This is a genomic window from Pseudomonas putida, assembly GCF_002741075.1.
Taxonomy (GTDB): domain Bacteria; phylum Pseudomonadota; class Gammaproteobacteria; order Pseudomonadales; family Pseudomonadaceae; genus Aquipseudomonas; species Aquipseudomonas putida_T.
This window is the reverse complement of record NZ_CP016634.1, coordinates 5,453,681-5,478,658: the sequence shown is the minus strand read 5'-3', so window position 1 is coordinate 5,478,658 and position 24,978 is coordinate 5,453,681. Positions and strand designations below refer to the sequence as shown.

Here is a 24,978-nt window from a genome sequence, read left to right as displayed (position 1 = left end):
CCTGACCGCCGGCCCGATCTACCTGCGAAGCCGTTCAGCCCTTGCCTTTGGTCCGGGTCTGGTTCGGCCCGCCGTTCTTCTCCAGATGTTCGATGATCATCCCGGCCACGTCTTTGCCGGTCGTGACTTCGATTCCCTCCAGCCCCGGCGAGGAGTTCACCTCCATCACCAACGGCCCGTGATTGGAGCGCAGGATATCCACCCCCGCCACGCTCAAGCCCATGACCTTGGCCGCGCGAATGGCGGTCATGCGTTCTTCGGGGGTGATCTTGATCAGGCTGGCCACGCCGCCGCGATGCAGATTGGAGCGAAACTCGCCAGGCTTGGCCTGGCGCTTCATCGATGCGATGACCTTGTCGCCGACGACGAAGCAGCGGATGTCGGCACCGCCTGCCTCCTTGATGTACTCCTGGACCATGATGTTCTGCTTCAGGCCCATGAACGCCTCGATCACCGATTCGGCAGCTTTGGTGGTTTCGCACAGCACCACGCCGATGCCCTGGGTACCTTCAAGCACCTTGATCACCAAGGGGGCACCATTGACCATCTGGATCAGGTCGGGGATGTCGTCCGGCGAGTGGGCGAAACCTGTGATGGGCAGGCCGATGCCACGACGCGACAGCAGCTGCAGGGAGCGCAGTTTGTCGCGCGAACGGGCGATGGCTACCGATTCGTTGAGTGGATAGACGCCCATCATCTCGAACTGGCGCAGTACCGCGCAGCCATAGAAGGTGACGGACGCTCCGATGCGCGGGATGACCGCATCGAAACCTTCCAGCGGCTTGCCGCGATAATGGATCTGTGGCTTGTGGCTGGCGATGTTCATGTATGCGCGCAGGGTATCGATCACCACCATCTCGTGGCCACGCTGGGTACCGGCTTCGACCAGGCGGCGGGTGGAATACAGACGCGGATTGCGCGACAGCACAGCGATCTTCATGCAGCACCTGTGACAGGGGAAAGGGTGACTGGAAAAGCCGGTTTGTCCTGAACATATTTCAGGCCAGGGTTGACCACCAGCTGGCCGTGGATCAGTGCCTTGGAGCCGAGCAACAGGCGATAGCGCATGTTCTTGCGACAGGCCAGGGTGAATTCCACTTCCCAGACGCGGTCGCCCAGCGCCAGTGGCGTGCGGATCACATAGCGGACCTGGGCCTGGCCGTTGGAGCTCTTGATGGTTTTCATCGTGACCAGGGGTGCCTCGCAGCGGCGGTGGCGCAATTGCACCACCGAGCCCAGATGAGCGGTGAAACGCACCCACGGCTGGCCGTCGCGCTCGAAAGGCTCGACGTCCGTGGCATGCAGGCTTGAGGTGCTGGCGCCGGTATCGATCTTGGCGCGCAGGCCCGCCAGACCGAGGTCGGGCAGAGCGACCCACTCGCGCAAACCGATTACAGTCAGATGGTCAAATGTCTTCACGAAACACACCCTGCGAATGAGGTGGTGAACTGTAAGCACGGCACGGACTTTTTGCATCCGCAAGTTACGGTAGTACAGTTCCGTGAAAGACAGAATTCGAGGTAGCGGGATGACCCATAAAGCGGAAGAAGACGACAAGGTGCGCCTGGACAAATGGCTTTGGGCGGCGCGGTTCTACAAGACGCGCGCCTTGGCCAAGGCGGCCATCGAAAGTGGCAAAGTGCATTGCCGGGGTGAGCGCTGCAAGCCGGGGAAGGAGCCTCGGGTGGGTGATGAATTCGTGCTGCGTACGGGATTCGATGAACGCACCGTTGTGGTCAAGGCATTGTCGGATGTGCGCCGCGGCGCCCCGCAGGCGCAGACCCTGTACGAAGAGACCGAAGAAAGCGTTCGGCGCCGTGAGCAGGTGGCCGAGATGCGCAAGGCCGGCGCGATCGGTGTGACCACCGATGGGCGACCGACCAAGAAGCAGCGGCGTCAGATTCACCAGTTGCACGGCAGCTATGAATGAGGGGCCGTGCAACGGCCCCCAAGGCCATTCAGGCCATCCGAACGACGCTCATCCTGCCCACCAGCGGCAGTTGCGCCAGCCTCCCGAACAGGGGGGCCGTCCAGCGCAGTAACGTCGCGCTGGCCTTGGCCGCCAGCGGCGTGTGGCAGCTCCAGCCCAGGGCCAGCACGGCCATCAGCAATCCGCCGATATAGTCGTCTTGGCCCCAATGGGCGCCCGCCACCAGGCGCGGCAGCATGAACAGCACGGCCAGGCCCCAGATCACCAGCCGCTGTACCACGCTTCGACTGAACAGGCTCATGAACAGCGCCCAGATCAACAGCACCGAGGCGTGATCGCCCGGAAAACTCTGGCTGGAGCGGTCCTTGAGTTCCCACTTGGCTTCCAGGTTCGGATAGTAGTCGCTCAGATGGACCACGTTGTCGAGGACCATCGATGGGCTGTTGTGTTGCCAGCCCATGAGCGCCACCCACTTGGAAAACAGCACGCGAACCACCACTAAGAGGAAAAGCGTGACCAGAAAACCAAAGAAGGCTTCGCGCACCTGAGTTGCCTTGAATACCCAATTGCCCCGGATCAACAGGGCCAACAGGATCAGACCGACGACAATGTCGAAGGGACGCAGGCTGCCTACAGTCCAGACGTATCGCCAGGCGGTATTGTCGGCCAAAGGCGCATTGAGGCTGTGGAACAGCCACTCGTCTAAAGTCAGGCACAGGATCTGGCCAAAAGGCCATAACCAGAAACACAGTAGAGCAACAGGCAGCAGGGTACAGGCTACCAGGGGTCCCCAGGACCACCTTGCTTGGAACAGTGGTCGATTGTCCATAAAATACCTCTATTACCAGCGGGGTTAAGAGCGTCTCGTGGACGCTCTGCCACGGGAGTCGTAATTCCCTGTAACCATTTTGTCATCATTTTCAGATAGCCAAAACCTATGAGCGATTTGCCGGATACCGACTTCACCCAACGCTTCATCTTCGACGACCGCGATATCCGCGGCGAGTGGGTGGCGCTCGATCAGAGCTATGCCGAAGTGCTGGCCCGTCATCCTTACCCTCAGCCTGTCGCCGCGCTGCTCGGCGAGCTGATGGCAGCCACCGCATTGCTGGTGGGGGCACTCAAGTTCGACGGCCTGCTGGTGCTTCAGGCGCGCTCTCAGGGGCCGATCCCTCTGTTGATGGTCGAGTGCTCCAGCGACCGGGATATCCGCGGCATGGCGCGTTATGAGGCGGACCAGATTCCCGCTGACGCCACCCTGGCGCAGCTGATGCCCGACGGACACCTGACCTTGACCATCGATCCGATCAAGGGCCAGCGCTACCAGGGCACCGTGGACCTCGATGGTGCCAATCTGTCGGAATGCTTCACCAACTACTTTGTCCAGTCGCAGCAGCTCAACACACGTTTCTGGCTCGACGCCAACGGTGGCAAGGCCCGTGGCCTGCTGCTGCAGCAATTGCCGGTCGATCGTGAGCGCGACGAAGAGGAGCGCGAAGGCAGCTGGCAGCATGTCGTGGCCCTGGCAGGCACCCTCAAGCCCGAGGAGTGGGCGCTGGACAACGAAACCCTGCTGCACCGCCTCTACCATGAGGACGCCGTGCGCCTGTTCGACATCGAGCCTCTGCGCTTCCATTGCAGCTGCTCGCGCGAGCGTTCCGGCAATGCGTTGGTCAGCCTCGGCGAGGAGGATGCCAAGGCGCTGGTGGAGGAGTGTGGTGGCAAGGTTGAGATCGATTGCCAGTTCTGCAACGAGCGCTATTTCTTCGATGCGAGCGATGTAGCGCAATTGTTTGCAGGTGGTGGCACCGACGCGCCGTCAGATACTCAGCACTGAAACGCTTCACTACAGGAGAAACTCCTGTCGAATTGCGCAAAAGCGCAGTTCTGACAGGAGGGGCCTACTTTTTTTGGGCTTTTCTGGCATAATCCGGCCACTTTTTTCGCTGTAGTAGTTTGAAATAGACAACTACAAAACGTTTGGAGCACTCGGCCTTGGGCCGGATGGGGTATCTCATGACGCAAGCCAACAACACCGTGTACACCGACCTGACCGTCGATGAGCTGGTAAAAGAAGCGCTGTCCCGCGGTGAAGGCGAGCTGGCCGATACTGGCGCACTGGTTGTGAAAACCGGTCATCGTACCGGCCGTTCGCCGGCTGACCGTTTCATCGTCGACGAGCCCAGCACCTCCGGTGCGATTGCCTGGGGTCCGATCAACCGCAAGTTCCCGGCTGACAAGTTCGATGCTCTGTGGGCTCGCGTCGAGGCGTTCAACAACGCCCAAGAGCACTTCGTTTCCCACGTCCACGTAGGCGCTGCCGCCGAGCACTACCTGGCGGTCAAGATGACCACCCAGACTGCCTGGCAGAACCTGTTCGGTCGTTGCCTGTTCATCAACCCGGCCCAGTACAACCCGGCTGGTCGTGAAGAGTGGCAAGTGCTCAACGTCGCCAATTTCGAGTGCGTTCCAGAGCGCGACGGCACCAACTCCGATGGTTGCGTCATCATCAATTTCGCCCAGAAGAAAGTGCTGATCGCTGGCATGCGTTACGCCGGCGAAATGAAAAAAGCCATGTTCTCTGTGCAGAACTTCCTGCTGCCGGCTGCCGACGTGCTGCCGATGCACTGCGCTGCCAACATCGGCGAAGCAGGCGATGTGACCCTGTTCTTCGGCCTGTCCGGCACCGGCAAGACCACCCTGTCGGCTGACGAGAGCCGTTACCTGATCGGTGACGATGAGCACGGCTGGGGCGAAGGCGTTGTCTTCAACATCGAAGGCGGCTGCTACGCCAAGTGCATCGACCTGTCCGAGAAGAACGAGCCGGTCATCTGGAAAGCCATCAAGCATGGCGCTGTGCTGGAAAACGTCGTACTCGACGATGCCAAGCACGCCGACTACGCCGATGGCAGCCTGACCCAGAACAGCCGCGCCGCCTACCCGCTGGAGCACGTCGAGAAGCGTTCCGAGAAGAACCTGGGCGGCGAGCCGAACGCGGTCATCTTCCTGACCTGCGACCTGACTGGCGTTCTGCCTCCGGTTTCGATCCTGAACAACGAGCAGGCGGCCTATCACTTCCTGTCCGGCTACACCGCGCTGGTCGGTTCCACCGAAATGGGTTCGGGCGGCGGCATCAAGTCGACCTTCTCCACCTGCTTCGGCGCTCCGTTCTTCCCGCGTCCGGCTGGCGAGTACGCTGAACTGCTGATCAAGCGCATCAAGGGCTTCGGCTCCAAGGTCTACCTGGTCAACACCGGCTGGACCGGCGGTGGCTACGGCGTTGGCAAGCGCTTCAGCATTCCGACCACCCGTGCCGTGATCGCTGCGATCCAGAGCGGTGCCTTGATCGGTGCCGAGACCGAGCACTTGGACATCATCAACCTGGACGTGCCGAAGGCCGTTCCGGGCGTCGAGACTGTCCTGCTCAACCCACGCAATACCTGGGCTGATTCGGCTGCCTACGACGAGGCCGCTAAAGGCCTGGCCAATCTGTTCATCGAGAACTTCAAGAAGTTCGAAGTCTCCGAGGCCATCAAGGCCGCTGGCCCGCAGCTGTAAGCTCGCCAGCACGGATGAAAAAGCCGCCCCTCGGGGCGGCTTTTTTGTTTCAGGTCCTGAGCCGATGGTATGGTCGCTGAAGCAATCGTGGGCTTGTCCGGCGATTGGGCTGCGGGGCAGTCCAGATGCTCCTGAATGACGGCCGCAACCTCCACTCGTGTAACCAAGCCTGGGTAACTTATGAACGAATCCCCTCAGCGCAGCCACTTCAACCACTTCCATCCCATCCTCACCCGCCCCCAGGACAACGACGTCAATGGTCATATTGCCGGCGCGACGGTGCATGGCTACTTCGAGACGGCCATCCAGGCGTTTCTCGTCGAGCAGGCCGAGCTGGACCTACGTGACGGCGAGCTGGCGGGTGTGGTGATCAGTTCAGCGGCGCAGTTCTATGCCTTGCCGGGCTTTCCCGATGTGCTCGAGGTGGGGCTGGGCGTGACGCGCCTGGCAGGCAGCACGGTGGAGTACCGCCTGGCGCTGTTCCGTCCCGGAGAGCCGCAAGCCTGCGCGGCGGGGACAGTGGTGCAGGTGTTCGTGGAACGTGCCTCCGGCAGCCCGGTGACCTTCCCTGATGCGTTGCAGGTGTCCCTGATGGGCTTGCAGCTCAACGACTGAATCTCAAGAGCGACACAAACGAAAAGGCCCTGCCGATCAGGGCAGGGCCTTTGCTTGACTGAAGGATCAGTCGTCATAACGCCAATGGCGTTTGTGCTTGCGGTGGCCATAGTGATGGCCTCGGTCCCAATGACGGCGGTCGTCATAATCACGACGGTAGCGGCGCTCGTGACGCTCGTCATCGTCGGCCTTGTTGCCCATGTAGTTACCCAGGGCGCCACCGGCACCGCCGCCTGCGGCTGCACCGATGTAGCTACCGGTGGTGCCGCCCATCGAGCGACCGACTACGTTGCCGCCGGCAGCGCCCAGAGCACCACCGATGGCCGCTTCACCACGCTGACGCTTGTCGGCACCAAGGGCACCACCGGCCGCACCGCCCAGGCCGGCACCAATGGCGCCGCCGGTGCTACCACCGATGGAGTTGCCTACTACGGAGCCGAGTACCCCACCCAATGCGCCGCCAATGCCGGCCTCGGTATTGCCACCGGCCATGGCAACGCCGCTGAGCAAGCTGAAAGACAACAACAGAATCGAGGAGTACTTCTTCATCAAGAGAGCCTCATAGGGATGACGAGGCGAATGTGAGGCTCGGCGAGGCGGCTGGCAATTGAAATCCGACGAGTTGCACGACTTGTACACAATTCTCTAACTTATTGTTTTTTAGGTGAAACTTTATTGAAATTCGCTTGTCTGAGGCTACTTGAGACCAAGCCCTGCCCCTGCGGACAGGGCTTTTTTTATGGCTGTTAGCCATCAGCCGAGCAGATGATTTGACCGTTGTCGTGGGCGTGTTCGAGTCACCGCTACGGCTATTCCGCCACCGGGCTGTACACCCGCGGTGCGCTGTGTTTGGGCAGGTGGATCAGGTTGAGGTTGTGCTTGCGGGCCCATTGCAGGGCCAGGCCGGTCGGTGCCGAGAGGCTGACCAGGGTCTGGATACCGGCGCGCAGGACCTTCTGGATCAGCTCCAGGCTGCAACGGCTGGTCACGATGGCAAGGCCGCCGTCGGTATCGATGCGCTGGCGCAGCAGGGCACCGATCAGCTTGTCCAGGGCGTTGTGGCGCCCGATGTCTTCACGGCCCAGCAGCAGCTCGCCTTCACGGTCCATGAACAGCGCCGCGTGCACCGCGCCGCAATGCTGGCCCAAGGGCTGGAAGGCATCGATGCGTTGACGCAGTCCGGCCAGCCATTGCGCCGGGGGCAGGGGCGCGCCGGGAAGGGTGGCCAGCTCCGGCAGCGCCTGTTCCAGGGCCTCGACGCCACACAGGCCGCAACCGCTGGTGCCGGCCAGTTGCCGGCGTTGGTTCTTCAGGTTCCAGAAGGCGCGGCTGGAGATTTCCAGGTCGGCGTATAGCGCCGAGCCGCTGCCAGAGAGCTTCACATCATAGATGTCGTCAGTGCTGTCGACGATGCCGCTGCCGACGCTGAACCCGACGGCGAAGTCTTCCAGATCGGTAGGGCTGACCAGCATCACCGCCTGGTTCAGGCCGTTGTAGACGATGGCCAGGGCCACTTCTTCGGCGAGCGGCGTCGTGTCGCGCACGTCGTCGGTGAGTTGTACGTAATCGTAGGTATTACTGGCGGCGGGCAAGATAAGGGGCATGGACGCCGCGCAGACTGGGGGTTTGCTGTTCATCGGAGCGGATTACCGGCGGCTTGTTACCTGCACAAGCCTAGGCTTGCGGGCGGACGACGTCTAGTCGCTAGGTTCTATCCCCTGATAGAGCGCGTCGATTGGCTTGGCGAGGCGGGTTGGCCAAGTCTGTCCTAGACTCCTGCTTCCATGTTTGATCATCAAGGAGAGCGACATGAGCCTGTTCAGTTTCGTGAAGGAAGCCGGTGAAAAACTGATCGACCTGCTGACGCCCGGAAACGCCAATGCCGAGGCGCAGCTCAAGAAGCACGTCGAATCCGTCGGCCTGGGCAACCCGAACATTTCCGCCACCGTGCAAGGCGATACGATCGTGCTCAAGGGCGAGGTGGCGAGCCAGGAAGAGAAGGAGAAGATCATCCTGGCGGCGGGCAACATCGATGGCGTGGCGTCGGTGGACGACCAGATCACCGTCACAGGGCCCGTGGCCCAAGCGGCGCGCTTCGTCACGGTCAAGAAAGGCGACACCTTGAGCGCCATTGCCAAGGCCGAGTATGGCGATGCCAACAAGTACAACAAGATCTTCGAAGCCAACAAGCCAATGCTCAAGCATCCGGACAAAATCTATCCGGGGCAGGTTTTGCGCATTCCTGACTGATTGCCTCTCGCCCTATTCGCGGCTAAACCCGTTTTCACAGGTTTCGTGCGATCCCTGTGGAAACGGGTTTAGCCGCGAATGCGTTCTCAAAGACCTTCCAGCAGTTGGCGGTAATCCTCCACCGCCGCGAACTCTTGGGTATCGCGCGGCCCGCCCTTGCTGTCGGGTTGGCGCACCGCCAGCAAATGCTCCACGCCAAAGCGCCGCGCACTGCGCAGGATCGCCAGGGTGTCGTCGATGAACAGGCTGCGCGCCGGCTCGAAGCCGATGTCCGCTTGCAATGCGTCCCAGAACTGTGGGCTCTCTTTGGGGAATCCGTAGTCGTGGGAACTGATCAGCCGCTCGAAATAGGGCGCAAGTTCCACCCGCTCCAACTTCAGCGACAGCGAGCCGCGATGGGCATTGGTGATCAGTATCACGCGCTTGCCGGCCTGACGGATCGCGGCGAGGAAGGTGTCGGCGTCCGGGCGCAGGGCAATCAGGTCGGCGATTTCCTGTTTGAGCGCGTGGATCGGCAGGTTCAGCTCACGGCTCCAGAAATCCAGGCAGTACCAGTTGAGCGTTCCCGCATGTTGCTCGAACAGCGGCTGTAGCTCGAGTTCGGCCATGGCCCGGCTGACACCGTGGAGCTCGGCGTAGCGCTGGGGCAGGTGCTCCAGCCAGAACTGGTTGTCGTAGTGCAGGTCCAGCAGGGTGCCATCCATGTCCAGCAAGACGGTATCGATGGCGGACCAGGGAAGAACAGGCATGGGAAACTCTCGTTCGGTTGGCAAGCCACGGTATAGTAACCCGTTCACGCCAAGGAGCCGCCCCATGCGCCAGAAACCCACCGTCCTCGCCCGCGAGATCGTCGCCAGCAGTCGCCTGTTCCGCGTCGAAGCCGTGCAGTTGCGTTTTTCCAACGGTACCGAGCGGACCTACGAGCGCCTGGTCGGTCGCGGCAATGGTTATGGCGCGGTGATGGTGGTGGCCATGCTCGACACCGAGCATGCCGTGCTGGTGGAGGAATACTGCGGTGGCACCGACGAATACGAATTGTCCCTGCCCAAGGGCCTGATCGAACCTGGCGAGGACGTGCTGGCAGCCGCCAACCGTGAGCTCAAGGAGGAGGCGGGTTTCGGCGCGCACCAACTGGAACACCTCACCGAACTGTCCCTGTCGCCCGGTTACATGAGCCAGAAGATCCAGGTGGTACTCGCTACCGACCTGTACGAAGAACGATTGGAGGGCGATGAGCCCGAGCCGATGCGCGTGGACAAGGTCAATTTGCGTGAATTGTCGGCGCTGGCCATGCACCCGCAGTTCTCCGAAGGCCGGGCGCTGGCGGCGCTGTACCTGGCCCGGGACCTGATGATTCAGCGGGGGCTGCTCAGCGTATGAACGATCAACAACTGATGAACGACGTGGTGAAGCTGGCCCGCCTGGCGGGCGAGGCGATTCTGCCGTTCTGGCGCGCCGATGTGGCGGTGACCGCCAAGGCTGACGACTCGCCGGTGACTGCCGCCGACCTCGCCGCTCACCAGGTCATCGTGGACGGCTTGCAGGCGCTGGCCCCGCACATCCCGGTGCTCTCGGAAGAGGATTGCGACATTGCACTGGTCGAGCGCCAGGCTTGGCATCGTTGGTGGTTGGTCGATCCGCTCGATGGTACCAAGGAGTTCATTGCCGGCAGCGAGGAATTCACGGTCAACATCGCCTTGATCGAAGCGGGCGAAGTGGTGTTTGGCGTGGTGTCGATGCCGACCAATGGCCGCTGCTACTTCGGCGGCCGGGGGCTGGGCGCATGGCGCGTCGAAGCAAATACTGCCGCCGATCCGATCCGGGTGCGTCAGCAACCCCCGGCGGGTGGGCGTTTCACGGTGGTCGCGAGCAAACGCCATTCCAGCCCCCAGCAGGAAGCCCTGTTGGGCGGGCTGGGCAGCGCCGTCGGTGAGCTGGAGCTGGCCAATGTCGGCAGTTCGCTGAAGTTCTGTCTTTTGGCCGAAGGTGCCGCAGATTGCTATCCGCGACTGGCGCCGACGTCCCAATGGGATACCGCTGCCGCCCAAGGCGTGCTGGAAGGGGCCGGGGGCGAGGTGATTGGGCTGGATGGCCAGCCCTTCCGCTACCCGGCGCGCGAATCCTTGCTCAATGATTTCTTCCTGGCCCTGCCCGGCGCGGCCCCATGGCGACCGGCTTTGTTGCAGTTGGCAGCGGCGATCGGCCGCTGAGTCCCCTGGCAACGGGGCTTATCGATGCAGCACGTACTGCCCGCTGAACCTCACGGCGGGTTCGTCGCTGCCCGCGTTGCAGACCACGGTATCGAGTGTCAGGCGCGCCCGACCGCGGCGCTGGTACATCGCCACGAAACGTTCCCAGGTCTTGTCGTCCGGTGCTTCGCAATGCGCCACGGCGGTGCCGGTGACTGGTAGCGGGTAGCTGATCTGGCCTTCCTGGATGACGATGTGCCCGTCATCGATACCCAGCTCACGCAAGCGCAAGTGCAGCCAGCCCCAGCCCACCAGCACTGCGCCGCAGTACAGGCTGCCACCGAACATGGTGCTCTTGTGATTGACGTTGGGCGCCAGCGGCAGTTGCAGGCGCAGGCGGTGCTCCTCCCAGCCGATGACTGTCATGCCCATTTCCCGTGTCAGGGGGATGTCGCTGTGCAGCACGGACTGCAAGTACTGGCTGTCGGTGGTCATGGGCGGTTCTCCTCCTGATCGTCGTGTCCGCTGGCGCCGCCTTCGAAGTTCAGGCCGTGCTTGCGCAGTTTGTCGTGCAGCGTCTTGCGCGGGATACCGAGGGCTTCGGCAAGGCTGCGCAGGGAATTGTGGGGTTGGGCCAACTCGGTGGCGATCAACGACCGCTCGAACTGTTCGACCTGTTCGCTGAGCGTGCCGATGCGCTCAGGCTCCATCGTGGAAGGAGTATTCGGCAGTTGGCCATCTAGGGCCAGCTCGAGGCCCAGGGCGAAGCGTTCGGCAGCGTTCTGCAGCTCGCGTACGTTCCCCGGCCAGTCGTGGCGCAGCAGCAGGGCGCGCTGGGCCGGTTGCAGACTATGGGCCGGCAGGCCGTGGCGCTCGCTGGCGGCGTCGGCGAAATGCTGGAACAGCACCAGGATATCGTCGCCGCGTTCGCGTAGCGGCGGTATGCGCAGCGGTGCCACGTTCAGGCGGTAATACAGGTCGGCGCGAAAACGCCCCTGATCGGCGGCCTGGCGCAAGTCTTCCTTGGTGGCGGCGATGATGCGGATGTCCAGCGGGATCAACTGATTGCCACCCAAGCGCTCCACCACCCGCTCCTGCAACAGGCGCAGCAGCTTGACCTGCACATCCAGGCTCATGCTTTCGATTTCATCGAGGAACAACGTCCCGCCATTGGCGAACTCGAACTTGCCGATGCGGCGCTTCTGCGCGCCGGTAAAGGCGCCGGACTCGTGGCCGAACAGCTCGCTCTCGACCACCGACTCGGCCAGGGCACCGGCATTGATCGCCACGAAAGGCCCGTCGCGACGGCCCGACAAATCGTGCAGCGCGCGGGCTACCACCTCCTTACCGGCACCGGTCTCGCCGAGGATCAGCACATCGGCGCGGGTCGCGGCCAGGGCGCCGATCTGCTCGCGCAGGCGTTGCATGGCCGGTGACTGGCCGACCAGGCGTGTGGCCAGTTCCTGACGATCGCTCAGGGCCAGGCGCAGGCTGCGGTTGTCCAGCACCAGGCGGCGCAAGGCCAGGGCGCGGCGCACACTGTCGAGCAGGGCATCGCTGGCAAAGGGCTTTTCGAGAAAATCATAGGCCCCGGCGCGCATGGCCTGCACGGCCAGCGGCACGTCGCCGTGGCCGGTGATCAGCAGCACAGGGAGGTCGTTGTCGCGTCCATGCAGTTGTTCCAGCAATTGCAGGCCGTCGATGCCGGGCATGCGGATGTCACTGACCACCACGCCAGGCCAATCCGGTTCGATGCGCTCGGCCAGGCCCTGGGCATCGGCCAGCGTCGTGACCTTCAGGCCAGCCAGGTCCAGGGTCTGGCTCAGGGCCTGGCGCAGGTGCGGGTCATCGTCCACCAGGATGACCTGGGTACGGCTGTCGATCAGTGTCTCGGTCGTCATGCCGAGGGGTCCTCCGAAGGTTGCAGGTTGGCGCCGGGTGTGGCCACGCGCAGCTGCAGGGTGAGCAAGGCGCCTCCTTCTGGGTGGTTGCCCAGCAGCAGTTCGCCACCCAGGGCGCGCATCAGGCTTTCGCAGATCGCCAGTCCCAGTCCCAGGCCCTGGGTGCGGGTCTTGGTGGTGAAGAAGGGCTCCTTGGCGTGTGCCAAGGCCTGGCTGCTGAAGCCCGGCCCGTTGTCGCGGATGTACAGGTAGACGTAGCCGTCGCGGGTTTCGGCACTGAGCCACAGCTTGCGGGGGTTGGCTTTCTCGGTCAGGGCGTCGAGGGCATTGGCCAGCAGGTTGCCGAGCACCTGGCGCAGGCGGGTCTCGCCGGCCTGGACCCACAGCGTGGCATCGGGCAGGTCACGGATCAGCTCCACGGCCATGGCCCGGCGGCGCTTGGCCAGTAACGCCAGGGCGTCGTCCAGCGCCGGTTGCAGGGCGACGCTTTCCGGGGCGTGCCGATCGCGACGGGCGAAGGCGCGCAGGTGGGTGATGATCGAGGCCATGCGCCCGGTCAGCTCGCCGATCAGCTTGAGGTTGCCACGGGCATCCTCGGTGCGTTGGTGGTCGAGCAGGATCTCGGCATTTTCGGCATAGCTGCGGATGGCGGCCAAGGGCTGGTTGAGTTCATGGCTGATGCTGGCGGACATGGTGCCGAGCACCGACAGTTTGCCGGCCTGGACCAGCTCGTCCTGCGCGCGGACCAGCTCCTGCTGGGCCTGCTCGCGTTCGAGCACTTCTTTTTTCAGGCGTGTGTTCAGGCCTTCGAGGTCGGCGGTTCGCTCCATCACGCGCTTTTCCAGTTCCTGGCGCCCGCGTGCTTCGAAGTCGATGCGATCGATGTAGTGGCGCCGGCGCTGCATCACCAGGCCTGCCAGCAGCATCAGCACCAGCAAGGCGCCGGCACCGATGGCCATGACCGTCTGCACGGAGCGGTCGACCAGCGTGCGCGGGGCGAGGATGCTGACTTGCCAGCCGGTCTCCTTGATGCTGCGGGTCTGGATCAGCCAGGCCGCCGGATTGAGGTTGAGCGGTTGCGGGGCCTGGGTCGGGTAGGGCTGTATGGCGACGATCGCCTCGCGCTCGGCGGCGCTCAGCGTCCGGGTGGCGCGAAAACGCCAGTCGGGCCGTGAGGTCAGCACCACCACGCCATTCTGGTCGGTGAGCAGCAGTTGCTCGGGGGTACGGCCCCACAGGGTTTCGGTGTGGTCCAGGTCGACCTTGACCACCAGCACGCCCACGATCTTGTCCCGGTCATGCACGGCTGCGGCGAAGAAGTAGCCACGCTTGGCCGAGGTGGTGCCTTGGCCGAAGAACCGCCCTAAACGCCCTTCCATGGCTTCGAGGAAGTACGGTCGGAAGGCGAAGTTGCGGCCCACGAAGCTGTCGTGCTTGTCCCAGTTGGAGGCGGCCAGGGTATTGCCGCTGACGTCCATCAGGTACATGACTTCGGCTCCGGTCTGCTCGACGATTTCCTTGAGCAGGCGATTGGCATTGGTCACCGCTTCGGTCTTGAACGGGTCGTCGAGCGCACCGCGCAGGGCCGGCAGGTCGCCGAGGATCTGCGGCAAGGTCTCGTAGCGGTGCAGGGTACCCAGGAGGTTGGCGACATACAGGTCGAGAGTCTGGCGGTTCTGGGAGGCCAGTTCTTCCTGGTAGTAACGCTCGGCCAGGTGGTGCAGTGGCCAGAGCAACGGAGCCAGGCACAGAGCCAGCAGCGCAAGGCTGCGCCAGCGTGGACGGCGTTGAGGCGTGGAAGTCGAAATCATCAAGGGATGCGCCAGAAGGATCTGGCGCAATTATGCGCTACTTGAGGCAGTCGATCAGCGCTTGGTGCCAGTGCGGCTGTTGGACCTGCCACTCACGGGCCAGGCGCGAACAGTCCAGGCGTGAGTTCAGCGGTCGGCGCGCAGGTGTCGGGTATTCGCTGGACGGAATCGGCAGCAGCTCGGCGCAGGGCAGACCTTGGGCGCGCAGTTGCTCGGCAATGGCCTGGGCAAAGCCGAACCAGGACGTCTCGCCTTGGGCTGTCAGGTGATAGATGCCCCAGGCGCCGGCCTGACCGGTCTGCCAACGCTCGATGAGGGCACGGGTGCTGGCGGCGAGGGTGCCGGCCCAGGTCGGCGCGCCGATCTGGTCGTCGACCACGCGCAGCTGCGGGCGCTCCTGCAGCAGGCGTTGCATGGTGAGCAGGAAGTTGCGCCCGTACCGCGAGTAGATCCAGCTGGTGCGCAGGATCAAGTGCTCGCCGCCCACCGCGCTGATGGCCTGTTCGCCGGCCAGCTTGCTGCGCCCATAGACGCCCAGCGGATTGGGTGTGTCCGCTTCGGTGTAGGGGCTGGCTTTGTCGCCGTCGAAGACATAATCGGTGGAGTAGTGGACCAAGGGCACGCCCAGTTGCGCCGCTTGCTCGGCCAATACCCGCGGGCCTTCGGCGTTGATGGCGAAGGCCAGCTCCGGCTCGCTCTCGGCTTGGTCCACTGCGGTGTGGGCGGCGGCGTTGATGATCAGGTCGGGGGCCAGTTGTCGCACCGACTCGCGCAGGCCCTCGGGGTTGGCCAGGTCGAGCCGATCGCGTCCGAGCAGCAGTACTTCGCCCAGCTCGGCCAGTTGTGGCCCCAAGGCCTGGGCCAGTTGGCCGTTATGCCCGCAGACGAGAATCTTCAGTGGTTTCATGGCAGCAGGTCGAGCTCGCTGAACAGTTTGCCAAGCTGGTCCTTGGCGGACAGCTGCGGCGGTGCCTGCAGTTGCCAGTCGATGGTCAGGGTCGGGTCGTCCCAGCGGATGCAGCGCTCGGCGGCGGGGTTGTAGTAGTCGGTGGTCTTGTAGAGGAACTCGGTTTCCTCGCTCAGCACCACGAAACCGTGGGCGAACCCTGGTGGTACCCACAGCTGGCGGAAGTTCTCGGCCGACAGGCGCGCGCTCACCCAGCGGCCGCAGGTCGGGGAACTGCGACGCACGTCGACGGCCACGTCCAGCACCTCGCCGCGCACTACGCGCACGAGTTTGCCCTGGGTGTTCTCGGCCTGGTAGTGCAGGCCCCGCAGCACGCCTTTGCGCGAATAGGAGTGGCTGTCCTGGACGAAGGTGATGTCCAGGCCGGTGTGTGCGGCGAAATCCCGGGCGTTGAAGCTTTCAAGGAAAAACCCCCGACTGTCGCCGAACACCTTGGGTTCGATGATCAGCACGTCGGGGATGTCGGTGGGGATGATGTTCATGTGGGCTCTTCGGCAATCTTGCTCAGGTACTGACCGTAACCAGTCTTCTTCAGTTCGTTCGCCTTGGCCAACAACTGGTCACGGGTGATCCAGCCTTTTTGGTAGGCGATTTCTTCCAGGCAGGCGACTTTCAGGCCTTGGCGGTTCTCGATGGTCTGCACGTACTGCGAGGCTTCCAGCAGGCTCTCGTGGGTGCCGGTGTCCAGCCAGGCGAAGCCACGCCCGAACCGCTCCACGCGCAGGTCGCCGCGATCGAGGTAGGCATTGTTGACGTCGGTGATTTCCAGCTCGCCCCGGGGGGACGGACGCAGGCTCTTGGCGATCTCGATGACGTCGTTGTCGTAGAAATACAAGCCCGTGACGGCATAGCTGGACTTGGGCGCGGTAGGTTTTTCCTCGATCGACAATGCCTGGCCCTTATCGTCGAAGTCGACCACGCCAAAGCGCTCCGGGTCTTTGACCCAGTAGCCGAACACCGTCGCGCCCGAGGGGTGGCTGGCCGCGCGGGTCAGCTGTTCGGTGAAGCTTTGACCGTGGAAGATGTTATCGCCCAGGATCAGGCACACCGGGTCGTTGCCGATGAATTGCTCGCCAATCAGGAACGCCTGGGCCAGTCCGTCCGGGGAGGGTTGTTCGGCGTAGCTGATCCGCAGGCCGAACTGACTGCCGTCGCCGAACAGCTGGCGATACTGCGGCAGGTCGCGGGGGGTGGAGATCAACAGGATGTCTCGAATGCCGGCCAGCATCAGTACCGAGACCGGGTAGTAGATCATCGGCTTGTCATAGATAGGCAGCAGCTGTTTGGAAACGCCAAGCGTGATGGGGTGCAGGCGGGTGCCGGAGCCCCCCGCCAGGACAATACCTTTGCTCATGCGATCAGATCCTTGAAGTTGGAGTGTCCCAGGCGTTCACCCTGGTAGCTGCCATCCTGGACATGGCGGCACCACTGGAGGTTGTCCAGATACCACTGCACGGTCTTGCGCAGGCCGCTCTCGAACGTCTCCTCGGGCACCCAACCCAGCTTCCGCTCGATCTTGCTGGCGTCGATGGCGTAGCGCAGGTCATGACCGGGGCGGTCGTGGACGAAGGTGATGAGGTCAGTGTAGCGGGCCACGCCGGTGGGGTGCTCAGGTGCCAGCTCTTCGAGCAGCGCGCAGATGGCGCGCACGACGTCGATATTCTTCTGCTCGTTGTGCCCGCCGATGTTGTAGGTCTCACCGACCTGACCTTCGGTCACCACTTTGAGCAGGGCACGGGCGTGGTCGTCGACGAACAGCCAGTCGCGCACCTGCTGGCCGTCGCCGTATACCGGCAGTGGATTGCCGGCCAGGGCGTTGAGGATCATCAGCGGGATGAGCTTCTCGGGGAAGTGGAACGGGCCATAGTTGTTCGAGCAGTTGGTGACCAGCACCGGCAGGCCATAGGTGCGCTGCCAGGCGCGTACCAGGTGGTCGGACGCTGCCTTGCTCGCCGAATAGGGCGAGCTTGGCGCGTAGGGCGTGGTCTCGGTGAACAGCTCATCGGCACCGTGCAGGTCGCCGTAGACCTCGTCCGTGGAAATATGGTGGAAGCGAAATGCCTCGCGTGCCTGTGATGGCAGGCGGCCCCACCAGGCCCGGGTGGCTTCGAGCAGGGTGTAGGTGCCGACGATGTTGGTCTGGATGAACTCCGCCGGGCCATCGATGGAGCGGTCCACGTGGGATTCGGCGGCCAGGTGCATGATCGCGTCGGGCTGGAAACGCTCCAGCACGGTGCTGACTGTGGCCGCATCGCAGATATCGGCCTGGACGAGTTCGTAGCGGGTATTGCTGGCGATGCGTTGCAGCGACTCCAGGTTGCCGGCGTAGGTCAGTTTGTCGAGGTTCAGGACCTCGTGCTCGGTATTGTCGATCAGGTGGCGGATCAGGGCGGAACCGATGAAACCGGCACCACCGGTGACGAGAATTCGCATCTGAAGGGACCTCTGGGTCTGAAGGAAGCTCCAGTGGAGCTTAGCGTGTCGGCCGGGTCGCTGCGGTCAGATCCGGCTTGTGCGGCGGCATTGTCCGGTAAAGTCGGACAGTGTGGTACAGCCTTTGCGTGCCAAGGCTTTTATCGCCAGCCTCTTGTATATCGGCAGCAGCAGTGGCGATATAAGCGACAAAAAAAAACCGAGGTTCCTTTCCATGCTCTTGAGCACCCTGATCCAGCGTTCCCGCCAGCCCAACCCTTCGCTCAGCGAAGCCCAGGCCCATGCCCTGCTGCGCGCGCATTACGACCTGGAGGGGCCCCTGCAGCCTTTGGGCAGTCAACAGGACCTGAATTTGCTGCTGGACAGCGACCAGGGCCGCTTCGTGCTCAAGGCCTGCCACGCCAGCTACGCCCAGGTGGAGCTCGAGGCGCAACATGCGGCGCTCGCCTACCTCAAGGAACAAGGGCTGCCGGTGCCGGCCGTGCGCCAGGCTCGCGATGGCCAGGACCTGCTGGCCGTGGACATTGACGGCCAGGCATTGCGGGTGCGCCTGCTCGACTATATCGAGGGTCAGCCACTGACGCGCCTCAAGCACATGGAGCCGCGCCTGATCGCTGAACTGGGCGCGCTGTGCGCGCGTGTCGACCAGGCGTTGGCCGGTTTCGACCATCCTGGGCTCGAGCGCACCCTGCAATGGGACCCGCGTCACGCCCAGGCATTGATCGAGCACTTGCTGCCGGTCCTGCAGGACCCGTCCCGTCGGGCCCATGTACAGCAACTCACCGGCCTTGCCGTCGAACGCTTGCAACCATTGACAGCGGACCTGCCGACCCAGGCCGTGCACTTGGACATCACCGACGACAATGCGGTCTGGGCACGTGATGCCGAACGCCAGTGGCAACTGCAGGGCGTCATCGATTTCGGCGATCTGGTGCGTACCTGGCGCATCGCCGATCTGTCGGTAACCTGCGCGGCCCTGCTGCACCACGCCGAAGGCGACCCCCTGCGCATCCTGCCGGCCATCCAGGCGTACCAGGCCATCAATCCGCTGCAGGACGCCGAGCTGCGTGCCTTGTGGCCGCTGGTGTTGATGCGTGCGGCCGTGCTCGTGCTCAGCAGCGAACAACAATTGCAGGTAGAGCCCGGCAACCAATACATCCTCGACAACATCGCCCATGAGTGGGAAATCTTCGACACCGCCAGCGCCGTGCCTTCCGCTCTGATGGAGGCCGCGATTCTCCAAGCCGCAGGCCATACCCTGACGCCGCTGGCCCTGTCGGGCTGCGCGCCGTTGATTCCGGCCTTGGCCGGCGAGGCGGTCACGCGCGTCGACCTGGGCGTGCTCAGCCCGCAATGCGAAGCCGGTAACTGGGAACAGCCCGGCTTCGATCAGCGATTGCTGACCGCACAGGCAGGGCCAGCCTGTACCTTGTACGGGCAGTACCGCCTGTCGCAGACGCACATCGATCGCCCCGAGGAACCGTCCACCTGTGCCCTGGGCGTGGAACTGAACGTGCCGGCTGGCACCGCGTTGCAGGCACCGCAAGCAGGCGTCTGGGAGCGCACCGGCGAGGGCCGCGGTCGGCTGCGCACAGCCGACTGGAGCCTGTGGCTGGCAGGGTTGGAAGAGGCGCCGCAGGATGGCCAGGCGTTGGCCAAGGGGCGAGCCCTGGGCCTGACCTGCGGCTTCCTGAGCGTCCAGTTGAGCCGGGATGAGCATCATCAGCCGCCATTCTTCGCCAAGCCATCCCATGCTCATGCCTGGTTGGCTGTATGCCCGTCCCCCCGCGCCTTACTGGGCTTTGATTGCGATGCCGAACCCCTGGTCGACGCCCAGGCCCTGCTGGCGCGCCGTGACGCCAGTTTCGCCCGCTCGCAGAAGCACTACTACGCGCAGCCACCGCACATCGAACGGGGCTGGCGCAACTACCTGATCGACATGCAGGGCCGCTCCTACCTGGACATGCTCAACAATGTGGCCGTGCTGGGCCATGGGCATCCACGCATGGCTGCCGAGTCGGCGCGCCAGTGGTCGCTGGTCAATACCAACTCACGCTTCCACTACGCGGCGATCGCCGAGTTCTCCGAGCGGTTGCTGGCGTTGGCGCCGGAAGGCTTCGACCGGGTGTTTCTGGTCAACAGCGGCACCGAGGCCAACGACCTGGCCATCCGCTTGGCCTGGGCCTACAGCGGTGGGCGCGATTTACTCAGCGTGCTGGAGGCCTACCACGGCTGGTCGGTGGCTACCGACGCCATCTCCACGTCCATTGCCGACAACCCGCAAGCCTTGGAAACGCGGCCGGACTGGGTGCACCCGGTGGAGGCGCCGAATACCTTCCGGGGGCGCTTCCGTGGGCCGGACAGTGCCCTTGGCTATCTGCAGGACGTTGACGCGAAACTGGCCGATCTCGATGCCCGAGGCCGACAGCTGGCCGGATTCATCTGCGAGCCGGTGTACGGCAATGCCGGTGGTATCTCGCTGCCGGCGGGCTACCTGCGCGAGGCCTACGCCAAGGTTCGGGCCCGGGGCGGGGTGTGCATCGCCGACGAAGTGCAGGTCGGCTACGGTCGCCTCGGTGAGTACTTCTGGGGTTTCGAGGAGCAGGGCGTGGTGCCGGACATCATCACCATGGCCAAGGGCATGGGCAACGGCCAGCCACTGGGCGCGGTGATCACCCGGCGTGAGATTGCCGAGGCCCTGGAGGCTGAGGGTTACTTCTTCTCCTCGGCCGGTGGCAGCCCGGTCAGTTGCCGCATTGGCATGGCGGTGCTGGATGTGATGCAGGAAGAAGGTCTTTGGGAGAACACCCGCGATGTAGGCCGTTACTTCAAGGCGCGCCTGGAAGCATTGGTCGATAAACATCCGCTTGCCGGGGCAGCCCACGGCTCTGGGTTCTATCTGGGTCTCGAGTTGGTGCGCGACCGCCAGACGCTGGAGCCTGCCACCGAAGAGACGATGACCTTGTGCAATCGCCTGCGCGATCTGGGCATCTTCATGCAGCCGACCGGGGACTACCTGAACATCCTCAAGATCAAACCGCCCATGTGCACCACCCGGGCGAGCGTGGACTACTTCGTCGACAGCGTGGACCGGATCCTGTCCGAAGCGCTTTAAGTCGCGTGTGTGAGCCATCTGAGTCGATTGTTATCGGCTTAGGTGGCTTTTTTATGACCAAATAATTTGTGAGTCGGCTTTTAAGTTCGATTTTTATCGAGTATATAATGTTGTAACAACACAGGCGCTTCACAGCAAGCTGCCCTCTTTGATCAATGACCTGGCGCAGTCGGCGCCGGGCCCTCGCAGAGGTTACCGATGAAAACCCTCAACTCGACCCCGCGTGCCGACGGTTTCCACATGCCCGCCGAGTGGGCACCGCAAACCCAGGTCTGGATGGTCTGGCCGGAGCGCCCGGACAACTGGCGTCTGGGCGGCAAGCCGGCGCAAGCTGCGCATGTGACCCTGGCCAAGGCCATCGCCCGCTTCGAGCCGGTTACCGTCGCCGCTTCTGCTGGCCAGTACGAGAACGCCCGTCGCCAACTGGACGTCCCTAACATCCGCGTGGTGGAAATCAGCAACGACGACGCCTGGGTGCGTGACACGGGCCCGACCTTCGTCATCAACGACCACGGCGAAGTGCGCGGTGTGGACTGGGGCTTCAATGCCTGGGGCGGCTTCGACGGTGGCCTGTACGCGCCTTGGAACCGCGACGAGGAACTGGCGGCCAAGGTCCTGGAGATGGAGCGCTGCCAGCGTTACCACACCGAAGGCTTCGTGCTCGAAGGCGGTTCGATCCATGTGGACGGCGAAGGGACGCTGATCACCACCGAAGAGTGCCTGCTCAATCGCAACCGCAACCCGCACCTCAATCGTGAGCAGATCGAAGACGTTCTGCGTGAGCACCTGGCCGTTGAGACCATCATCTGGCTGCCGGATGGTCTGTACAACGACGAGACCGACGGCCACGTCGACAACTTCTGCTGTTACGTCAGCCCAGGCGAAGTGTTACTGGCCTGGACCGATGATTCCAACGACCCCAACTATGCGCGCTGCCACGCCGCCTATGAGGTGCTGAAAAACAGCCGCGATGCCAAAGGCCGTGAATTCGTCGTGCACAAGATGCCGATTCCGGGCCCTCTGTACGCCACCGAACAAGAGTGTGCAGGCGTCGACCATGTGGCCGGCAGCCAAGAGCGCGATCCGTCCGTGCGCCTGGCCGGCTCCTATGTCAACTTCCTGATCGTCAATGGCGGCATCATCGCCCCAAGCTTCGATGACCCCGCTGATGCCCAAGCCAGAGCGATCCTGGCCAAGGTCTTCCCGGACCATGAAGTGGTCATGATCCCGGGCCGCGAACTGCTGCTGGGCGGTGGCAATATCCACTGCCTGACCCAGCAGCAGCCGGCGCCGGTCAAGCGCTAAGCCACTGATTGCAAAAAGGCCCGTCTTTCGACGGGCTTTTTTGTGGCCGCCGATCACCGGAGGGGACGATGGCATACGTCTTGTATTGTTTTTCAGGTGTTTCAGTCAGATAGCGCTTTGCCTTTCTGTAATAAAACCAACGTAAGTTAGCCGCTCACGGCACCTGGAGTACGTGTGGACATGAATGCAACAAGTGAGTCGGCTATGCCTTCCTCGGTGATGGACCACGAATCGCTCAAGATTCTGGCCCAGTGGTTGAAAAGCCATGGTGGCTATCGCTTCGAGACGGACGATCCACGGCGTCTACTCGATGGGCGATACCCGCAAGGCCTGATCAGCGAGGCTGAGCTGGAAGCGTTGATGGCCGTCTGGCATTGACCCGGCACAGGCGGGGTCAAACAAAAACGCCACCGTGAGTATCGCGGTGGCGTTTTTGTTTGGGTCATGACTGGCAAGGCACGAGCGCCCGAGCGGATCAGAAGCTGTAGGTGCCGGTCACGACCAGGCTGCGCGGATCACCGAACTGGATCTGGTTGGCGCTGGTGGCCGAGCTGTAGTAGGTCTTGTCGGTGAGGTTGCTCAAGGCCGCACGCACATCCCAGTCGTGGGTGCGGTAGCCCGCCAGGGCGTCCCAGCGGCCATAGCCGGGCAGCTTGATGGTGTTCTGATTGTCGGCATATCGGTCGCCTACCAGGGTCAGGCCGGTTTCGGCGTACCAGCCGAGTTCTGGTTTCCAGGTGACGAACAGGCTGCCGTTGCGCTTGGCCACATCATTGATGCGGTTGCCTTGCTGACCGTTGTTGTCCTTGACGATGGTTGCATCCTGCAAGCCCACACCCCCGCGCACATACCAATTGCCGGTGACATTGCCCATGACCGTCAGCTCGATGCCGCGTGAGCGCTGCTCGCCGCTGAGCTGGACAAGCTCGGGGTTGTTCGGGTCGCGGGTACGGCGGTTGTACAGCTCCAGCTCATAGAGGGCGAGCGTGGTGCTCAGGCGCTCATCGAGCCAATCGCTCTTGACGCCGATCTCCTTCTGCCGGGTGAGTTCCGGGCCTGCCTCATTGCCATTGCCTGGTGCGCCAGGCGTGATGCCGATCAGGCCACCGCCGACCGGCGAAAAGGTCTTGCTCCAGGACGCATAGAACGAGTGTTCGCGCCACGGGGAATAGACCACGCCTACGCGCGGGCTGGTGCTGGTGCTTTCCTGGGTTTCGGTGAGGTTCTTCACTTTGCTGGTGGTCTGCACCTCGAAGCGATCGAAGCGCACGCCTGCCAGCAATTGCCATTGGTCGTTCAGGCGGATCTGATCCTGCACATACAGGCCAGCGCTTTCCACACGGGTGTGGTTGTTGCTGGACACCTTCAGCGCCCCCGTGTGCTGCTGTTGTCGACTGGAACCCCCCAGGGGCACGGAAGGCACGCCGACCCCTTGGTGCAGCAACGAATTGCGGCGCTGCTGGCCCAGCTCCAGGCCGACCAGCAGGGTGTGCTCGAGGCCGAAGGTTTGCAGATGGCCTTCGGCCTCCAGGGTGTTGAACAGGTTGCGAGTGCTCAGGTCTTGCTGCCAGCGCTGTCGGCTCACCTGGCCGGTAGAAGGGGAGTAGCCGGTGAGATAGGTGTTGTCGAAGTCGCTCTCCAGGTTGAACAGGCTGAGCGTGTGGCGCAGTTGCCAGTGCTCGCCTAGCTCGTAGTTCAGGCGCGAGCGCAGCGACTGGGCACGGTCATCGATGAAGTCGCGCTGGGTGTCACCGTAGGTGGTGTGACGACTGACATCGACGGGTCGCCCGGTCTGTGGGTCGCCTGGGATGCCGCGATCGGGCGTGCGGTTGTAGCGGCTGTATTCGTATTGCACCAGCCAGTTCAGCTCGGGGGTCAGCTGCCAGCTCATGGAGGGGGCGAACAGCTGTCGGCTGCCGTCGATGCCGTCGCGGAAACTGTTGTTGTCCTGGTTGCCGAGGTTCAGGCGCAGGCTGAGGGTATCGCTGGGGTCGGCGCTGAGGTCGGCATATAGGCTTCGCAGGTCTTCGCTGCCGCCCTGGGCCTCGATGCTCGAGCGGCGGCCATGCTCCGGGGCCTTGCTCACCCGGTTGACGATACCGCCCTGGCTGCCACGGCCATAGAGCACCGCCGCCGGCCCCTTGAGCACTTCGACCCGCTCGATGTTGTGCAGGTCGCGCACGTATTGGCTGTCATCGCGCACACCGTCCAGATAGAAGTCGTTGCTGGCATCGAAGCCGCGGATGCGCAAGCTGTCGAACCGGGTATCGGCACCGCTGCTGACATTGGGAATGCCCTCCAGGGCCTTGCCCAGGCTGAAGCTGCCGTAGTCGAGGACGTTGCGGGTCTTCACGGTGTCGATGGCCTGCGGCACGTAGCGCACCGGGGTCGAGGTACGGGTTGCCGTGCTGACTTCATGGACCCTGGGGTTGTCGTCTTCACGCTCGCGATCGGCGGTGACCGAGAGTTCTGGCAGTGTGGTGGTAGCGGCATTGGCCAGGCTGGCTCCGAGCAGCAGCGACAGCCCAAGGGACAAGGGGGAGAGGTGGGAGGGTACAGACATTGAGAATCCGCAAAGCAATAAATGAAAATTTAGTGCGGATGATAACGAGTGCTATTAGTGGTCGCTCAAATAATTTGTAAACTCTTGTCTTTACATGTGTGTCAGTTTGTAAAAAATATTCAACCCACCTTTGGGGCTATCCGCTGCACTGGGTGCGCAGGTTGGCAAGGCAGGCGCGCTTTCAGCAATAGGGGAAAACCCTGATGTCGCAGGGAATTGTCCGGAAATACCCGTGTTGTGGTCGTGATTCTGGTTATAAGCACCTGCATTTCACGATTTTTTGACATCCCCAAGCAGGCAGGGCTAGGATTCGGCCAACGCCTGCTGGCCATGACTTGGCC

24 protein-coding genes are annotated in these 24,978 nt (G+C 63.0%); 10 read left to right on the top strand and 14 right to left on the bottom strand.

The features are described from left to right. Positions 1–34: 34 nt before the first annotated feature. Together rimK and IEC33019_RS25725 are read right to left on the bottom strand one after the other, a co-directional pair. Positions 35–940: a 30S ribosomal protein S6--L-glutamate ligase gene (gene rimK / locus IEC33019_RS25730; RefSeq protein ID WP_043208300.1), complete on the bottom strand. Its 906-nt coding sequence runs from the start codon at positions 938–940 to the stop codon at positions 35–37. Continuing rightward, positions 937–1,419, bottom strand: a complete 483-nt coding sequence (locus IEC33019_RS25725) for an ATP-dependent zinc protease family protein (protein WP_070090802.1) — start codon at positions 1,417–1,419, stop codon at positions 937–939. Before IEC33019_RS25725 ends, rimK begins: the two co-directional genes overlap by 4 nt. Positions 1,420–1,528: 109 nt before the next feature. Here IEC33019_RS25725 and IEC33019_RS25720 point away from each other — a divergent pair, with 109 nt between their 5' ends. Beyond that, on the top strand, positions 1,529–1,930 hold the full coding sequence (locus IEC33019_RS25720; protein WP_070090801.1) for an RNA-binding S4 domain-containing protein: 402 nt from the start codon (positions 1,529–1,531) through the stop codon (positions 1,928–1,930). Between the two features lie 28 nt (positions 1,931–1,958). On the opposite strand, the gene IEC33019_RS25715 is transcribed toward IEC33019_RS25720, so the two are convergent. Next, positions 1,959–2,759, bottom strand: coding sequence for a phosphatase PAP2 family protein (locus IEC33019_RS25715; RefSeq protein WP_070090800.1), 801 nt, complete (start codon positions 2,757–2,759; stop codon positions 1,959–1,961). Between the two features lie 108 nt (positions 2,760–2,867). On the opposite strand from IEC33019_RS25715, the gene hslO reads away from it, so the two are divergent. The 3 genes from hslO to IEC33019_RS25695 all read left to right on the top strand — a co-directional run bounded on the left by hslO (position 2,868) and on the right by IEC33019_RS25695 (position 6,103). Beyond that, positions 2,868–3,767, top strand: coding sequence for an Hsp33 family molecular chaperone HslO (hslO, locus tag IEC33019_RS25710; RefSeq protein WP_070090799.1), 900 nt, complete (start codon positions 2,868–2,870; stop codon positions 3,765–3,767). A 179-nt stretch (positions 3,768–3,946) separates the two neighbouring features. After that, positions 3,947–5,488, top strand: coding sequence for a phosphoenolpyruvate carboxykinase (locus IEC33019_RS25700; protein ID WP_070090798.1), 1,542 nt, complete (start codon positions 3,947–3,949; stop codon positions 5,486–5,488). A gap of 180 nt (positions 5,489–5,668) precedes the next feature. After that, complete coding sequence (locus IEC33019_RS25695; RefSeq protein WP_070090797.1) at positions 5,669–6,103, top strand: acyl-CoA thioesterase; 435 nt, start codon at positions 5,669–5,671, stop codon at positions 6,101–6,103. A 66-nt stretch (positions 6,104–6,169) separates the two neighbouring features. Here IEC33019_RS25695 and IEC33019_RS25690 read toward each other — a convergent pair whose 3' ends face one another. Together IEC33019_RS25690 and fdhD are read right to left on the bottom strand one after the other, a co-directional pair. Next, on the bottom strand, positions 6,170–6,652 hold the full coding sequence (locus IEC33019_RS25690; protein ID WP_070090796.1) for a glycine zipper domain-containing protein: 483 nt from the start codon (positions 6,650–6,652) through the stop codon (positions 6,170–6,172). A gap of 260 nt (positions 6,653–6,912) precedes the next feature. Next, the gene (gene fdhD / locus IEC33019_RS25685) at positions 6,913–7,740 is read right to left on the bottom strand and encodes a formate dehydrogenase accessory sulfurtransferase FdhD (protein WP_070090795.1); all 828 of its coding nucleotides are present in this window, start codon (positions 7,738–7,740) and stop codon (positions 6,913–6,915) included. 172 nt (positions 7,741–7,912) lie between these two features. Here fdhD and lysM point away from each other — a divergent pair, with 172 nt between their 5' ends. Beyond that, positions 7,913–8,353 carry a peptidoglycan-binding protein LysM gene (gene lysM, locus IEC33019_RS25680; RefSeq protein ID WP_043208319.1) on the top strand — a complete coding sequence of 147 codons (441 nt, stop codon included), beginning with the start codon at positions 7,913–7,915 and terminating at the stop codon, positions 8,351–8,353. An 86-nt stretch (positions 8,354–8,439) separates the two neighbouring features. Here lysM and yrfG read toward each other — a convergent pair whose 3' ends face one another. Then, positions 8,440–9,102, bottom strand: coding sequence for a GMP/IMP nucleotidase (gene yrfG, locus IEC33019_RS25675; protein WP_070090794.1), 663 nt, complete (start codon positions 9,100–9,102; stop codon positions 8,440–8,442). A gap of 64 nt (positions 9,103–9,166) precedes the next feature. Between yrfG and nudE the strand changes: the two genes are divergently transcribed. Both nudE and cysQ read left to right on the top strand, forming a co-directional pair. After that, complete coding sequence (nudE, locus tag IEC33019_RS25670; protein WP_070090793.1) at positions 9,167–9,733, top strand: ADP compounds hydrolase NudE; 567 nt, start codon at positions 9,167–9,169, stop codon at positions 9,731–9,733. Next, complete coding sequence (cysQ, locus tag IEC33019_RS25665; protein ID WP_070090792.1) at positions 9,730–10,563, top strand: 3'(2'),5'-bisphosphate nucleotidase CysQ; 834 nt, start codon at positions 9,730–9,732, stop codon at positions 10,561–10,563. The genes nudE and cysQ overlap by 4 nt, the downstream gene beginning before the upstream one ends. Positions 10,564–10,581: 18 nt before the next feature. Here cysQ and IEC33019_RS25660 read toward each other — a convergent pair whose 3' ends face one another. The 7 genes from IEC33019_RS25660 to rfbB are packed head-to-tail and all read right to left on the bottom strand — an operon-like array spanning position 10,582 to position 17,654. Continuing rightward, positions 10,582–11,037, bottom strand: coding sequence for a YiiD C-terminal domain-containing protein (locus tag IEC33019_RS25660; protein WP_070090791.1), 456 nt, complete (start codon positions 11,035–11,037; stop codon positions 10,582–10,584). Then, complete coding sequence (locus tag IEC33019_RS25655; protein ID WP_070090790.1) at positions 11,034–12,443, bottom strand: sigma-54-dependent transcriptional regulator; 1,410 nt, start codon at positions 12,441–12,443, stop codon at positions 11,034–11,036. The genes IEC33019_RS25660 and IEC33019_RS25655 overlap by 4 nt, the downstream gene beginning before the upstream one ends. Continuing rightward, complete coding sequence (locus tag IEC33019_RS25650) at positions 12,440–14,254, bottom strand: sensor histidine kinase (RefSeq protein WP_099594075.1); 1,815 nt, start codon at positions 14,252–14,254, stop codon at positions 12,440–12,442. Before IEC33019_RS25650 ends, IEC33019_RS25655 begins: the two co-directional genes overlap by 4 nt. A 37-nt stretch (positions 14,255–14,291) precedes the next feature. Further along, positions 14,292–15,152 (bottom strand): dTDP-4-dehydrorhamnose reductase, encoded by an 861-nt coding sequence (rfbD, locus tag IEC33019_RS25645; protein WP_099594227.1) that lies wholly within the window; start codon positions 15,150–15,152, stop codon positions 14,292–14,294. Positions 15,153–15,157: 5 nt separating this feature from the next. Then, the gene (rfbC, locus tag IEC33019_RS25640) at positions 15,158–15,703 is read right to left on the bottom strand and encodes a dTDP-4-dehydrorhamnose 3,5-epimerase (RefSeq protein WP_070090788.1); all 546 of its coding nucleotides are present in this window, start codon (positions 15,701–15,703) and stop codon (positions 15,158–15,160) included. Continuing rightward, positions 15,700–16,575, bottom strand: coding sequence for a glucose-1-phosphate thymidylyltransferase RfbA (gene rfbA / locus IEC33019_RS25635; RefSeq protein ID WP_070090787.1), 876 nt, complete (start codon positions 16,573–16,575; stop codon positions 15,700–15,702). The genes rfbC and rfbA overlap by 4 nt, the downstream gene beginning before the upstream one ends. After that, positions 16,572–17,654 (bottom strand): dTDP-glucose 4,6-dehydratase, encoded by a 1,083-nt coding sequence (rfbB, locus tag IEC33019_RS25630; RefSeq protein ID WP_070090786.1) that lies wholly within the window; start codon positions 17,652–17,654, stop codon positions 16,572–16,574. Before rfbB ends, rfbA begins: the two co-directional genes overlap by 4 nt. Before the next feature lie 214 nt (positions 17,655–17,868). On the opposite strand from rfbB, the gene IEC33019_RS25625 reads away from it, so the two are divergent. The 3 genes from IEC33019_RS25625 to IEC33019_RS25615 all read left to right on the top strand — a co-directional run bounded on the left by IEC33019_RS25625 (position 17,869) and on the right by IEC33019_RS25615 (position 22,452). Beyond that, entirely contained in the window at positions 17,869–20,769 is a 2,901-nt protein-coding gene (locus IEC33019_RS25625; protein ID WP_070090785.1) for an aminotransferase, read from the top strand. Positions 20,770–20,967: 198 nt separating this feature from the next. Next, on the top strand, positions 20,968–22,074 hold the full coding sequence (aguA, locus tag IEC33019_RS25620) for an agmatine deiminase (protein ID WP_070090784.1): 1,107 nt from the start codon (positions 20,968–20,970) through the stop codon (positions 22,072–22,074). A gap of 180 nt (positions 22,075–22,254) precedes the next feature. Continuing rightward, positions 22,255–22,452, top strand: a complete 198-nt coding sequence (locus IEC33019_RS25615) for a hypothetical protein (RefSeq protein ID WP_070090783.1) — start codon at positions 22,255–22,257, stop codon at positions 22,450–22,452. 97 nt (positions 22,453–22,549) lie between these two features. On the opposite strand, the gene IEC33019_RS25610 is transcribed toward IEC33019_RS25615, so the two are convergent. Next, positions 22,550–24,637 (bottom strand): TonB-dependent receptor, encoded by a 2,088-nt coding sequence (locus IEC33019_RS25610; RefSeq protein WP_070090782.1) that lies wholly within the window; start codon positions 24,635–24,637, stop codon positions 22,550–22,552. Positions 24,638–24,978: the final 341 nt, after the last annotated feature.

Coding starts and splice junctions, on each gene's coding strand:
- rfbC (WP_070090788.1), bottom strand. CDS start 15,703: ATGAACATCATCCCCACCGACATCCCCGACGTGCTGATCATCGAACCC.
- IEC33019_RS25655 (WP_070090790.1), bottom strand. CDS start 12,443: ATGACGACCGAGACACTGATCGACAGCCGTACCCAGGTCATCCTGGTG.
- aguA (WP_070090784.1), top strand. CDS start 20,968: ATGAAAACCCTCAACTCGACCCCGCGTGCCGACGGTTTCCACATGCCC.
- fdhD (WP_070090795.1), bottom strand. CDS start 7,740: ATGAACAGCAAACCCCCAGTCTGCGCGGCGTCCATGCCCCTTATCTTG.
- rimK (WP_043208300.1), bottom strand. CDS start 940: ATGAAGATCGCTGTGCTGTCGCGCAATCCGCGTCTGTATTCCACCCGC.
- rfbA (WP_070090787.1), bottom strand. CDS start 16,575: ATGAGCAAAGGTATTGTCCTGGCGGGGGGCTCCGGCACCCGCCTGCAC.
- IEC33019_RS25700 (WP_070090798.1), top strand. CDS start 3,947: ATGACGCAAGCCAACAACACCGTGTACACCGACCTGACCGTCGATGAG.
- nudE (WP_070090793.1), top strand. CDS start 9,167: ATGCGCCAGAAACCCACCGTCCTCGCCCGCGAGATCGTCGCCAGCAGT.
- lysM (WP_043208319.1), top strand. CDS start 7,913: ATGAGCCTGTTCAGTTTCGTGAAGGAAGCCGGTGAAAAACTGATCGAC.
- IEC33019_RS25720 (WP_070090801.1), top strand. CDS start 1,529: ATGACCCATAAAGCGGAAGAAGACGACAAGGTGCGCCTGGACAAATGG.
- rfbB (WP_070090786.1), bottom strand. CDS start 17,654: ATGCGAATTCTCGTCACCGGTGGTGCCGGTTTCATCGGTTCCGCCCTG.
- IEC33019_RS25690 (WP_070090796.1), bottom strand. CDS start 6,652: ATGAAGAAGTACTCCTCGATTCTGTTGTTGTCTTTCAGCTTGCTCAGC.
- IEC33019_RS25650 (WP_099594075.1), bottom strand. CDS start 14,254: ATGATTTCGACTTCCACGCCTCAACGCCGTCCACGCTGGCGCAGCCTT.
- IEC33019_RS25625 (WP_070090785.1), top strand. CDS start 17,869: ATGCTCTTGAGCACCCTGATCCAGCGTTCCCGCCAGCCCAACCCTTCG.
- IEC33019_RS25660 (WP_070090791.1), bottom strand. CDS start 11,037: ATGACCACCGACAGCCAGTACTTGCAGTCCGTGCTGCACAGCGACATC.
- IEC33019_RS25695 (WP_070090797.1), top strand. CDS start 5,669: ATGAACGAATCCCCTCAGCGCAGCCACTTCAACCACTTCCATCCCATC.
- cysQ (WP_070090792.1), top strand. CDS start 9,730: ATGAACGATCAACAACTGATGAACGACGTGGTGAAGCTGGCCCGCCTG.
- IEC33019_RS25715 (WP_070090800.1), bottom strand. CDS start 2,759: ATGGACAATCGACCACTGTTCCAAGCAAGGTGGTCCTGGGGACCCCTG.
- IEC33019_RS25610 (WP_070090782.1), bottom strand. CDS start 24,637: ATGTCTGTACCCTCCCACCTCTCCCCCTTGTCCCTTGGGCTGTCGCTG.
- IEC33019_RS25615 (WP_070090783.1), top strand. CDS start 22,255: ATGAATGCAACAAGTGAGTCGGCTATGCCTTCCTCGGTGATGGACCAC.
- hslO (WP_070090799.1), top strand. CDS start 2,868: ATGAGCGATTTGCCGGATACCGACTTCACCCAACGCTTCATCTTCGAC.
- yrfG (WP_070090794.1), bottom strand. CDS start 9,102: ATGCCTGTTCTTCCCTGGTCCGCCATCGATACCGTCTTGCTGGACATG.